Source organism: Shewanella aestuarii, assembly GCF_014647215.1.
Lineage (GTDB): Bacteria > Pseudomonadota > Gammaproteobacteria > Enterobacterales > Shewanellaceae > Shewanella > Shewanella aestuarii.
On the sequence record NZ_BMOT01000002.1, the window covers coordinates 206228 to 219844 of the forward strand.

Here is a 13617-nt window from a genome sequence, read left to right on the forward strand (position 1 = left end):
GCATTAATTTGTAAGTTATGTTTGATGTTTGGTTTACTAAACTTTCTGTAAGTACAATTTGTACTTGTTGTTTTCGGCTGGCACATTGACTGAGCCAAAAGCATTGGCAATGTTATCGGCATAGGGTAAGTGCCTGTTTGCCACAATTTGCCACACTCCTTTCGGATTTAAACGCGCGGCGCTTTGGCTAACAAATGCATTGGCAATAGCAAAGGTGCTGTCTAATCCATCGTGAAAAGGTGGATTAGAAATAATACCGTCAAATTTATCGTTAATTTGGTTAAACCCGTCAGATGGGTACACTTTAGCCTGCATTTTGTTGGCTTTTAAGGTTAACTGACATGACGCAAGTGCCATGGCATTAATGTCGATACATTCAATATTGAGGCTCGGGTACTGTTTTAGTAATGCCACGGTAATCACGCCGGCACCGCAGCCAAAATCTAATACCCGGCCGTTTAATTGAGGTAAATGAGATAGCAGCAGTTCAGTACCTAGGTCGAGTTTTTTCTCGCTAAATACTCCAACAAAGTTACAAATGGTGATTTCACCTTGCGGAGTGGCCAAGGTGTATTCGCTGACCCAATCTTGCATGATTAATGCAGGTGCTGGGCGGGTTAGAAAGGCACGGTAAAGTAAACTATGGCGCGCATTATCAAGCTTGATTGCGGGGGTAAAAAAATCGGGCAATAATTTGCCTACAGATTTAATCCCACCTTTGTTTTCACCGACAATAAGTAATAAACCGTCGTCATTAAGATGGTTGGCCGCTAAGGTAAATAAATACTCAGCTAAGGGCTTGGCTTTAGGGAAATACACTATGACAGCATCAAACTTTTCACTATTAAGCGTGTCGGGTAATTTGTGGCCAAAGTAACAACTTAGGTTGTCATTTGCTAAAGGGGCTAACGTTAAATGGTGATGGTAGTCTAAGGCTAAAGCGGTAACCTGTTTGGCGCTTTCTAGGCATTGCTGGGCTAACGTATCAGACTCATAATTAATGATAAGCAGGTTAAGGCCGGCAAATTCGTCGCTGTTTCTTAATATTAATTGAGATGGATTTGTTAACACCTTGACCTACTTCATTTTTCATTGAAACATTTAAAAGATTGAAGCGACGGACGTCGCTTCAAAGTTACTTTTACTGGCTAAATACCTGCCCACATTTTCAAGCATAATGCTTTATAGGCAATTATCGCTTGTTATTGCACTGATGTGGGCAATAGGCTGAAAATCTTATTAGCGATGTCGATATTATCCTGATGGCCTGAAAACAGTTTAGCCCCTGGGCCTGAAGCAAACACTTGCACATCACCACCCGTGTGACCTTCTGTTGTCCAGCCAGTATTTGAATAAATATCGATAAGCTTACGTAATGCAATTGCCATCGCTTCGTTTCCCTGCATACGAGCATTGGTTAGCGTAGCGAACTCTTGTATTTTTGGTTCAAAACCTAATAAGTCAGTGACGATTGGTTGCCATTCTTGTGCGGCGATCGCTTTGGCAGCAATCATATCTGGACTGGATTTTACCCGCTGTAGTACTTCTGGTTTCCAGGCATATTCACCGTTAGCACCAACAGATAAGCCACCTGTGTTATGGTCAGCGGTGACTATCATTAGGGTGTCTTTTTGTTGGCGAACAAATTGTTCTACCACCTCTATACTGTGGGCAAAACCGTCCATTTCAGCCATGGCAGTAGCGATATCATTACTGTGCCCCGCCCAATCTATTAAGCTGCCCTCTACAAGTAGTACAAAACCATTTGGGTTTTGAGATAACAACTCGAGTGATTTTTGTGTCAGCAAGCTGAGCTGATTGGCTGGTTTGTTATTGATCACCCAAGGTAATTGTACGTCTGCCAATAACCCCAACACTTTAGGTGTGGTGACAGAGTCAAGTTGGCTCATTTCTGTGATGTGCTGGTAACCTTTCGCGGTGAATTTGTTAATTAGCTCTTCTGAAAAGTAGCGCTGTCCGCCACCTAAAATAACATCTGCATCGGTATCAAGATAGCGCTCGGCAATTTCAGTATAGTTTTTACGGCTTTCACTGTGGGTTAAAAAGGCAGCTGGTGTGGCATGGTTTACCTGTGAGCTTACCGCAACCCCTGTTGATAAACCTAATGCTTTGGCTTTTTCAAGCAAGGTGGCAAGCTCACGTTTTTCAACATCAACACTGATCGCCCCGTTATAACTTTTAAAGCCAGTCGATAAAGCGGTTGCCGCCGCTGCTGAGTCGGTTACATAACCGCTGACTCTGGCAGGATAGGTGCTGGCCATACCAACAAGAAGACGGTCAAATACTGTCTGCTCAACTTCTTCGGTTTCAGGGTTGTCCTTATAGTAACGGTATCCCGAGGTGTAAGCGGGCCCCATTCCATCCCCTATCATGATAATGATATTTTTCGGACGAGATTGAGAGATGTTTTGGGCATTATTTGCCATAGCAATCGCCGCTGGCGTACTTGCTTGGGCTTGCTTGTCTGTTGCTAAGTTATCGTCATTAGCCACTGCATTAACGGCAAATAGTTGGCTAGATGCCAAAATGAATGCAGCAATAAAACCACGGTATGTGTTTAAAAACAGCATGAAAGTTCCTGATTATTAAGCGTTGTTTACACGAGCCTCGATAGCATCCATTAGCATTCCGGTAATATCTACGTCGAATGCGGCTTCGATTTCACGAATGCACGTTGGGCTGGTGACGTTTATTTCGGTGAGTTTATCACCAATCACATCTAAACCGACAAAAATTAAGCCGCGTTTTTTCAATTCGGGACCTAGGGCTCGGGCTATTTTCCAATCACTTTCTGATAAAGGTTGTGCAACGCCACTGCCACCTGCAGCTAAATTACCGCGGGTTTCACCTTTCATCGGAATACGGGCTAATGAATAAGGAACCGGTTCACCATCAACCACTAAAATGCGTTTGTCGCCTAAGGTAATTTCAGGAATAAATGCCTGAGCCATAGCATATTGTTGGCCGTGGTTGGTTAAGGTTTCAATGATCACGCCGACGTTCGGGTCATCTTGCTTAATTCTGAAAATAGAACTGCCGCCCATGCCGTCTAACGGCTTGATGATAATGTCAGATTTTTGCTGGTGAAACGCACGAATACGTTTGGCATCGCGAGTTACTATTGTTTCAGGGGTGAATTCTGAAAACCAAGCTGTGAAGAGTTTTTCATTAGCATCGCGTAAGCTTTGCGGCTTGTTGACGATAAGTGTGCCTTGTTCTTCGGCACGCTCAAGCATATAGGTTGCATAGATAAATTCAGTATCAAACGGCGGATCTTTTCGCATCAATACCACATCTAAGTCTGATAAAGGGCTATCGGTTGCTTCGCCTAGTTCAAACCATTTAGCCGCATCATTGTAAACGGTTAACGGGCGCATGTTGCCCATTGCTTTACCGTTAACCATAGCTAAATCATGCATTTCCATATAGAACAATTGATAACCGCGAGACTGCGCGGCAAGTAACATGGCAAAGCTTGAGTCTTTTTTGATATTGATGTCGCTAATTGGGTCCATCACTATGCCGAGCTTGATCATCTAGATATCCTTAAAATGTGATTATGTTATTGGGTGTGAGCAAGGCTCATTAACCGATATCACCAAATTTCAGTTGTAATGCCGTGATTGCAGTAAGTGCCGCAGTTTCGGTGCGCAGCACTCTTGGGCCTAATAATACGTCGGTAAAACTAAATTGTTCAGTCATGCTAATTTCTTGATCCGATAAGCCGCCTTCTGGGCCTATTAATAAGCGTACTTTATTGTGTTGGCCTAATTGGGTTAAGCCATTAATGCCGTGAGCCGCTCGCGGATGTAAATTCAGTTTCAATGCCTGGGTTTGTTCTTGGCACCAATCTAATAAATCCATAGCTGGGCGCACTTGAGGCACAACACTGCGACCGGATTGTTCGCATGCACTGATGACAATTTTTTGCCATTGTTGGATCTTTTTCTCTAACCGTTCGCCATTCAGCTTAACACCACAGCGTTCAGAAAATAACGGTGTAATAGTGGTTACGCCTAACTCGACCGATTTTTGAATGGTAAAGTCCATTCGATCACCGCGAGAGATGACTTGTCCTAGGTGCAAATCGAGTGGTGATTCGGTTAGATTCGCCGTGGCAGATAAGACCTTTACCGAGACATTTTTCTTACTGGATTGCGTTATTTCAGCTAAATAATCATTACCATCACCACAAAAAAGGCTGATTTGATCACCTTCATTCATACGTAACACTCTGCCAATATGTGCAGCGCCATCTTCATCTAAAGCAACAATTTGACCTATATGTAAAGTGTCAATCGCTTGGTAAATCTTCGGGATTCTCATAGGTTGCGTTATCCGAGCTGAGTGTTATTGACTTAAACCTAGATTCTGACATTGTTTGTAGACAAAATCATTATGATTGCCTTGTGCAGTAGCAATTAACTTATCACGTTTACATTCATTTTTATCCACTGGGTACATTTTATCCCATGCCTGAAAAAGTTGGCGTTGGCTGGATGAAATTTGCAACTTGTATGATTGCTGCATATAGAAGTAAGTTCTGGCAATCGCACCACGACTTTGTGCTGGTGGCTGCACTTTTCGGCCTTTAAAGTCGACTATCATCTCGCATTGACCGTATTGGTCGGCTTTACCATTCCACTGACTAAAACGAAAATTACTGCGATCGCCGTTCACCTCACCAATAGCGGGAGTGAGGTTATGTAAATCTGATTCCATTTTGTTAAATTCTGGGCTGGTTTTACCACAGTTTTTACGTCCACCTTGCTGCCAGCATTGCAGCTGATGACCAAATTCCCACGCAGGAACTACATGTTCCCATTCTATTCGGTTGGCGCGAACTTGCTGCTTACGCACTTGATAGCCGCAAGTGTGATGTTCTGGTTGCCACACTTTACCGGCAATAGTGATATCGCAACCACAGTAAAAGCTTTTTAGCGGCAAGTTATGTTGATAGATCTTGCGGATCATTTTTTTAGCCTGATTAAAACTCGTTGGGTGTGCAGCAGAGTGAGTGGTAATCGGAGCAATCAAAACGCATAGCAAGCTGCAAAATACGATTGAACGCATTTTGATAGATGGAAAAAGCATAATAGCGCGAACCTTAATATGATGAACTGTGCAGACTCAAACGGCTAAATAACCCACCTTGTCTGTCATTTTTGCGTGATGGTAAGGGATACTTTCGACTGATGCAATGCTGGGGGATGAAATCTGCTCAATATTGATTTTAACGCTGTTTATTGCCTAGTTAGTGTGACGTGATAGCAACAAATAATGGCTTACTGGAAATGATTAATATCAGCAGTATAAAAAGCGCCATGCTGATATTGGGAAGTAAACTGTACTTGAATGCTGCTTTAGGATGGTTAAATTCAAACGATTGATATTTGGAAATAAAAATAACCGAACTGATAAAAGAAGTACTTATATAAGCAAACAGCCCCCAATTCTCCAACATAAATTCATATGGGAACCCATAGTTTGAAAAGGTGAATGCGATTAAGCAAGCTGCTGTTGGGATAGCAAAAACAATATTGAATATGGCAACTGTCCAAGTTATCCCGAGGTAGCTAGGTAGATTTTTGATGTTATTAATCACACGAGTCCTTTGTATGACGTTAGCTTTTAGGCGATGCAATCAACTTTGTCATTAAGCTGAAAAGTAATCAACTTTTCATCATTGGGAGTAGTTTGACCTGCTAGGCGAATAATAAAGTCAGCCACATTTTTATTATATCGATAAGTTAAAGCTATTTGCTTAACCAAGGGTATTTCGATTATGTGTTAGACAGGATTGCTTTGTAGCATGTGCTGGCAGGTTTTACAGCGATATTGGCTTTTACCACGCACCACATTGTTATGGCGTCTGATGCTAAGTTGAACACTACCGCAACCACAAAAATATTCAAATTGTTTACCGCGAACCGATAGTGTGTCTAATTTATGGGTAGTTTTAGGGGCGCGATGATAAACCCTACGCATAATGCTTTGCCATTCAACACCATGGGGTTTTACGCGTCCAAATACTTGAAAGCAAATTAGGTGGCTGATTTCGTGGGGGACAACATCATCGATAAAGGCACTGATATTTTCCTCTAACAGCACTGGATTGAAGCGCAATTTGTTTAGCTGTAAATGCGCGGTGCCGGCACTTTTCCCCCTAAGAGTAAATTGTACGACTGGGCGAGGAAATGACGTTTTAAAGTATTGCTCAGCAAGTTGGTAATCGACTTCTAGTTTATCCAAAATGGTTTGTTGCAGTGGCGTGACAATTTGAGCTTTGGACACACGTGCTTTAGATATGCTGGGTTTGGCGTTGACCAATCCCAGCGCATGACTTAGATGACGTAAATGCTTATTGAAATACTGCTGCATTTGAATCTACAACCTATTTAGAAAACCAATATATTAACGACTTGCTGGATACTACAAAGTTGCCGCAGCGGCAGCCACCATAGCCTTAATTTGTTCAACAATTGCGTATTCCACCTCAGCGTCATGTCCCTTTACTTTGGGCGTGTGTATGTGCCCAACGGGTAGGTTTCGATTAAACTGTTGCATTAATAAGATGCTGCGGTAAGAAATCTCATTTGAAAGATAACCACCACCTGAGCCCTCTACTGAGGTGACATTTTGTAATTCGTTAATGGATTTAGCATTAAATTGACCGCCAGCCACAGTGCTGACCAGATGGTTATCATTCACTTGCCACTTGCCTTTGACCTGTTGCATAGCGGCAACAGGGAGCGAAAATTCTACAAATTCAGGACCATTTAGGGCTTTGTTATTCAAGAATGGCGCAATAGGGTTAGTTTTTGACGCACCCGTTAACACATTCAAATTATCTGGTGCTGCGGCAGTGCGATTGCGAGAGGGAAAACGTTCAATGTCAAACTGTTCACGTCCCATACTGACGGTGAAAATCATATCTACATTGTTATCTCGATAAATTGGGGTTAATAACGATTCAATTATGCCATTATCAAAATCAGCAAAGCGCACAGGGATCATTACGGTTTCAATTTGGGCTTTTTTACCATTCACGTTAAATGTGTAGCCATCCAAGGCTAAAGCCGTCACCCCAGAAGGGTTGCTTTGGCCAATGTCGTTGTCTAAAAAGAAGGGATCAAATCCGGTTAGCAGAATTTTGATACGGCTGTCGGCTTTGAAATCGATATCGCTAAAACCGCGTGAAGACTTCTCTATTGCACTGACCAGTATTTCACGCTGCCAACTTGCAATGTTAAAGCCCGCAGCTTGTGTTTTTAAGCTGGAGCGCATTATAAGGCGGCTCCAGTATAAAGTGCGATCATCGGTATTGCCCGATTGCACATCTCTAACCGCTTGTTGCCATAAGCGCTGGCCTTCGTTTGCAACCATTTGGGTAATAGTTAACTCGTTAGATTCGCTGAGTAACTTATTGCTAAGTCCTTGTGAAATACCCTGATATCGTTCCACTACTTGCGGCATGGTTTTGCTGGCGAGAGGCAGACGTAACTCTTCAACATCTTTTGATAGGGTGTTGGCCTGAGTGATCATGCTAGCACTCATAAGGAATAGGCATGATAAGGTCAGTAAGTGCTTAGTTGTCATCTTGTTGGTCCTTGTCTGTGTCAGGCGAAACATATTGAGCCATGGTTATTCGGTTATAGCATAAAAAGGTCTATGAATGGCAATGGCTTACTTTACGATTGAGGTTAGTGATTCTTGGTTGCTGTATCTTTTAGAAATAAAGTCTAAGAAAGCACTGATATTTGATGCTAATTGCCTGCGGCTAGAATACACCCCATATACTTTAATCGGATCCATTGGCCATTCTTGTAATATAGGCACTAAACTGCCGGATGCAATTTCTTGCTTGCAACTGGTGTTGGATAGCAGGGCGATCCCAAAATCATCCAGTGCGAATCGTTTTACCATTTTAGCGCTATTGACCCTCACTTTACGCTGAAAAGTCGCCATTATTTTACGATTTCCTTTACCAATGGACCAAATTGGCGCCGATAAACTGGTGCCTAATAAAATACCTTGGTGTTTAGCCAGTTCTTGTGGGGTAGCGGGGGCACCGTATTTTTTAATGTAATTGGGACTGGCAACTAAAATAGGTTGACGTTCAAACAGTAATCTTGCCACTAAGTCAGACGATTGTAATGGGCCATACTTTATTGCGATATCGTAACCTTCACCAACTAAACCTATGTCGTTATCGGTAAACTGGATATCTAGTTCAATGTTTGGGTATAAGCGCATAAAGCTAGAACATAAATGGCCAATGACTTCTTGAGAAAAAGACACCGGAATGGCAATTCTAAGCGAGCCCGAAATATCGCTATGGGTGTTTTCAATAATTGCTTTTGCAGCTTCAATTTCTTGACTTATGGTTTCACAGTGCTGAAAAAACAGCGCACCAATTTGCGTGAGACTAATATTTCGTGAATCTCGTTGCAGTAAACGTACTCCTAATTCTTCCTCAAGTTGTGCAACTTTTCGGCTAATTGTTGATTTAGGTTGTCCGATGTCTCGTGCAGCTTGAGAGAATCCGTTAGCCCTTACTACCGCTGTAAACAGCATCATACCGTTCAAATCCGGCATTACACCCTCACTGTCTCAAAAATGGAACGAAGCGTCCAATGTAGTTTATATGGTAATTAGGCTATTAACAAAGTTATATTTACGGGCTAAAAATTTCAGAGGCTAACGACGCAGAGGATCTAAGGATGACCAGCAAAAAGCAGCCCGCTAACAAGACCCAAGTATTATCAGCAGATCCATTATTTTTACAAGCTGAACACTTGGCAAAAGATTTTTCGTTATTTCCTGCTCATAGTAAGCAGAGTTTGTCGGAAGAAATTAAAGGGTTATTAACTGAAGATGCAATTCAATCAAACTTAAAAGGTTTGGCATCTTTAGATGTTGACGGTTATGTCAACAAAGTTATTTTACCATCTCAAGATAAAAATCGTCCTGGCGCTAAGCGTATGATTGCCGATCTTAAAGGCAAAATCATATCAGAAAGCCACATAGGGTCATTTTACCGTGCTGAAGTAGAATTAAACTTCGGTACCCGTACTCGTCGGGTAGGCTTTATTGCCCAAGAGCGCAGTACAGCAAACGGCGCGTGGATGCCTGAGCATCATTTAGCAGCCTGTAAAGCGATCCGTCACTTTGCTGAGTTGTCTATGCCGATTGTTTACCTTATTGACACCCCAGGTGCTGATGCGGGTGAAGTGGCAAACAGTCAAAACCAAGCGCATACCATTTCTAAAGCGATTGCAGAAAGTGCCAATGTTGACGTACCCACTGTCGGTATTGTGATTGGTGCAGGCTACTCAGGTGGTGCTATTCCACTGGCTGCCGCGAACATTTTATTGTCTATTCGTGATGGTATTTTCAATACCATTCAACCTCAGGGCTTACAAAGCATTGCGCGTAAGTACAACTTGTCTTGGCAAGAATGTGCTAAGTCTGTTGGAGTATCACCTGAAGAGTTATATACCGCGGGATGTATTGACGGTATTGTTGATTTTACGCCAAGCGATAAAGACGAACGTCAGCATAACTTACGTCGTGCGATTATCAGTTCTATTGAAGCCATTGAACGCGCTGCAGTAAATTTCGTACGCGAGTCTGACGATTTGAAAGAACACTATGATCGCAGTTTACAGCGTTTCTTAGCACCTTCTAAAAACCTTATCACTCTTGAGAATAACACCGGATTGGCTGTTGCAAGCAACCCTACTATGCATCACAACATTTTTGGTAGTGCATATCGTTATTTACGTTACTTAACCTTACGCAGTCGCATCCATTCTATTTCATTAGAGCAGTATGGCCGTTTGTCAAAAGTCAGCGTACCAGAAGGCGACTTACTTGAGCGTATTAAGCAAGAGCAGGAGCGCGTATTCCAAGCTTGGTTAACTAACCCAGATAAATTGGTTTATGACGAAGAACTAAACAAGCTATGGGGTAACTTTACCGCTAAGCGCAGTGAAGTGTCGACCGAACGTAACGTGATTACTCGCTTTATTTTAGGTGAACCCAAAGAGAACTATAAAAAAGCCCGTAAGGCATTGTTGTTCAACATTGGTTGGTCTTTATACCATCGCTGGAAAAGCAATGCTGCTAACAACTTTAAAGGCTTAATTCAGCATTTAGAATCGTTACCTAAGTCGGCTACCCAAGCGCCTTGGCCAGAGCTTAACCAACTGACGGTATTGGATGTGGTTGTGAATGATGAGCTACGTGAAGATTTCATTTGGCAATGTCATAACATTCTTATCTTCAACGCCTTATATGACAACGTAGTAGGCAGCTTAGCGTCGATTTCTAAAGAAGCTATGATGTCTAAAAGCTTAGCTCGCGCTTCGGTTGATAAGTTATTACACAAGTCGATTGATATTGCGTTATCTACTCATAATGAAGCGAACGACAAAGCTAAGTTCTACAAATGGCTTAAATACTTCATGGATCAGTCTAACCGTGCAGAGCTATTAACCCGTGTAGAACAATGGAAGAGTGTTGGTTTCCCACAGCTTAACGATTCATTATTCGTTATTTTGACGTATTTCTTCGAACGCTTATTACCAGAATACTTCGATAGTGAAGACGAACACGACAAATACACTGGGGCGATTAACCCTGTGCGTATTGGGCGCCGTAAAGACTTCTGGAACCGCTTGACCATGGGTTATCAAGATTTGTTAATCCAGAAAGTGCTTCGTGAAGAAAAGCAAAAAGGCAAAATGGGTTGGGAGAGTGTTATTGCCAAGTTCTTCACCAAGTTTGATGAAATTGATGCAGACAAAATGTCAGCAAACTTGCTTAACTTCCCTGGTTTCCGTTTATCAATTGAAGATGCTATTGATAAGAAAATTCGTCCATGCGGTTTGATTACTGGCTTGGCTGATTTTAAACATGACGGTAAAAAATTACGTGTTGGTGTTGCAGTATCCAATACCGCATTCCAAGCGGGTGCATTCGATATGGCCAGTGCTGAGAAATTCAGTGCGCTATTGATTGAGTGTGCTAAGCGCAAATTACCTGTGATCTGTTTTATCAGTTCAGGTGGTATGCAAACTAAAGAAGGTGCCGCGGCACTATTCTCAATGGCAGTTGTTAATGACCGTATCACTCGTTTTATTCGTGATAACGAATTACCAGTATTGATGTTTGGTTTCGGTGACTGTACTGGTGGTGCGCAAGCTAGCTTTGTGACTCATCCTTTAGTGCAAACGTATTATTTGTCAGGAACAAATATGCCATTTGCTGGGCAAATGGTTGTGCCTGCATACTTACCGTCTACAGCGACATTGTCTAACTATTTATCTAAAGTTCCAGGGGCAATGACAGGTTTGGTTTATAACCCGTTCAGTGACACTTTGGATGGCCAGTTAAGCGGTATTGACCCATTAATGCCGTTACCAACAGCACATATTGAAGATGTTATTGGTCAAGCTTTATCAACATTAGTGCCTGAGGTCGTTGAGGTTGAAGAAGTGATTCTTCAAGATGATCCACGCGCCCTAATGAAGCCAATCAATAAAGTCTTGATCCATGCTCGCGGTTGTACAGCGGTTAAATTAATTCGCAAAGCCCATGACAACAACATCAACGTGGTATTGGTTGCATCAGATCCTGATATGACCTCAGTGCCTGCAGATATGTTGAAAGAAAACGACAAGCTAGTTTGTATCGGTGGTAACACGTCTGATGAAAGTTACTTAAATGCCTACTCGGTATTGCGAGTCGCTGATTACGAAGACGTAGATGCATTGCACCCAGGTATTGGTTTCTTATCTGAAAGCCCTCAATTTGCTGCATTGTGTGTTAACAACGGCGTAAACTTTGTTGGCCCAAGCGTACACTCAATGACAACGATGGGTAACAAGTCAAATGCTATCCATACTTCACAAGCGCAAAATGTACCGGTTGTTCCAGGTAGCCATGGCATTTTGACTAACGCTGAACAAGCTGTGAATGTGGCGATTGAAATTGGTTATCCAGTGCTACTTAAAGCCGTACAAGGTGGTGGTGGTAAAGGTATTCAGGTTGTCAAACGCCCAGAAGACATGATTGGTTTATTCCAAAAAACCGCTACAGAAGCTGCAGCGGCATTTGGTAATGGCGATTTATACCTAGAAAAATATGTTACTTCATTACGTCATATTGAAGTGCAGTTACTGCGTGACAAGTTTGGTAATACCAAAGTATTGGGTATTCGTGATTGTTCTGTGCAACGTAATAACCAGAAAGTGATTGAAGAATCTGGTTCGACTATGTTGCCAGAAGAGTTAAAGCAAAAGGTGATGGATTACACCCGTGCTTTAGGTGATGCCACAGACTATATGGGTGCGGGTACGGTTGAGTTTATCTACAACTTAGATGCTAACGAAGTATACTTCATGGAAATGAATACCCGTTTACAGGTTGAGCATCCAGTCACCGAAGCAACTTCTGGTATTGATATCGTCAGTGCACAGTTTGATATCGCAGCAGGTCGCTCAATTGAGAAATTAGAACCTGTTGATCAAGGGTATGCGATGGAAGTGCGTGTTACGGCTGAAAAAGCCGCTCTCGATAGCCATGGCATTCTACAATTATTGCCTAACCCAGGTATGATTACAGAATGCATCATGCCACAGCGTGATGATGTTGAGCTGATTTCTATTGCTGAAACCGGTAAAGAAGTCTCACCATACTATGACAGCTTAATCGCGCAGATCATTATTCGTGGCAGCGATCGTGAAGATGTGGTCAAGAAAATGTATGACTACTTAGATACTGTTGTCATCAAGGGTATTGCAACTAACATTCCGTTATTGAAACGTATTCTGAAGGATACCACCTTTAACGAAGGTGTTTACGATACCAACTACTTACCACGTTTAATGGCTGAGTTAGATATTCCTGAGCTTATCGCTGAAATGGAAGCCGCAGCTGAAACCGTGAAAGTTGATACTGAGTCACTGCGAGTTGGTGAAAGTAATGAGCTTAAAGTATTGGCACAGGGCGCAGGTATTTTCTATACCTCACCAGCACCGGGTGAAGCTGATTTTGTTAAGGAAGGCGACATAGTAACCGTTGACCAAACTTTAGCATTAACAGAAGCAATGAAAATGTTCTCACAAGTCACCTTGGCAGGTTTTAATCGTCAAGATGCGGTGTTGTATCCTGAAGATCAGACATATCGAATTGAGCGTATTTTGAATAGTAATGGCCAGCAAGTTTCACAAAATGACCTGCTATTTGTTATTTCGCCAGTTGAGTCGTAAATAAGGCAATAAATTGACAACAAAGTAATGTGGTCAACTTGCAATAAAAATACCCGCGAATAGCGGGTATTTTTTTGCTCAAATCGGGTACATTTTTTAATAAAAAAAACGCTAATTGACACCAGAGCGAATTAATAGGCTTTTTTTTATCAAACTGAGGCTTTTTTACTGTTTGTTTAAAAAATATTCGATTATTTTTATTTTATTGTTTTATATGGGTTTAAGCTCAAAAATAGGCTTTTTTTTTGATGAAAAGTCATAAATATTGCAACTCCCATTTGCGCCCAGCAAGGTTCCAATTTACAATATGCGCCTTAAA

Annotated in this window: 9 protein-coding genes; 1 reads left to right on the forward strand and 8 read right to left on the reverse strand. The window is 42.0% G+C overall.

Annotated elements, in window-relative coordinates; translation table 11 throughout:
- Positions 1-36: 36 nt before the first annotated feature.
- The 8 genes from IEY03_RS04780 to IEY03_RS04815 all read right to left on the reverse strand — a co-directional run bounded on the left by IEY03_RS04780 (position 37) and on the right by IEY03_RS04815 (position 8619).
- Entirely contained in the window at positions 37-1071 is a 1035-nt protein-coding gene (locus IEY03_RS04780) for a methyltransferase (RefSeq protein ID WP_188840214.1), read from the reverse strand.
- A gap of 131 nt (positions 1072-1202) precedes the next feature.
- Positions 1203-2447, reverse strand: a complete 1245-nt coding sequence (locus IEY03_RS04785) for an alkaline phosphatase (protein ID WP_229778205.1) — start codon at positions 2445-2447, stop codon at positions 1203-1205.
- 159 nt (positions 2448-2606) lie between these two features.
- Positions 2607-3557 (reverse strand): glutathione synthase, encoded by a 951-nt coding sequence (gshB, locus tag IEY03_RS04790; protein ID WP_188840216.1) that lies wholly within the window; start codon positions 3555-3557, stop codon positions 2607-2609.
- A 49-nt stretch (positions 3558-3606) separates the two neighbouring features.
- Complete coding sequence (gene rsmE / locus IEY03_RS04795; protein WP_188840217.1) at positions 3607-4347, reverse strand: 16S rRNA (uracil(1498)-N(3))-methyltransferase; 741 nt, start codon at positions 4345-4347, stop codon at positions 3607-3609.
- 24 nt (positions 4348-4371) lie between these two features.
- Entirely contained in the window at positions 4372-5094 is a 723-nt protein-coding gene (locus tag IEY03_RS04800; RefSeq protein ID WP_229778206.1) for an endonuclease, read from the reverse strand.
- A gap of 717 nt (positions 5095-5811) precedes the next feature.
- Complete coding sequence (locus IEY03_RS04805) at positions 5812-6402, reverse strand: SprT family zinc-dependent metalloprotease (protein ID WP_188840219.1); 591 nt, start codon at positions 6400-6402, stop codon at positions 5812-5814.
- A gap of 51 nt (positions 6403-6453) precedes the next feature.
- Positions 6454-7620, reverse strand: coding sequence for a PA0049 C-terminal domain-containing protein (locus tag IEY03_RS04810; protein ID WP_188840220.1), 1167 nt, complete (start codon positions 7618-7620; stop codon positions 6454-6456).
- An 87-nt stretch (positions 7621-7707) separates the two neighbouring features.
- On the reverse strand, positions 7708-8619 hold the full coding sequence (locus tag IEY03_RS04815; protein ID WP_188840221.1) for a LysR family transcriptional regulator: 912 nt from the start codon (positions 8617-8619) through the stop codon (positions 7708-7710).
- 125 nt (positions 8620-8744) lie between these two features.
- On the opposite strand from IEY03_RS04815, the gene IEY03_RS04820 reads away from it, so the two are divergent.
- Complete coding sequence (locus IEY03_RS04820; protein WP_188840222.1) at positions 8745-13298, forward strand: ATP-binding protein; 4554 nt, start codon at positions 8745-8747, stop codon at positions 13296-13298.
- Positions 13299-13617: the final 319 nt, after the last annotated feature.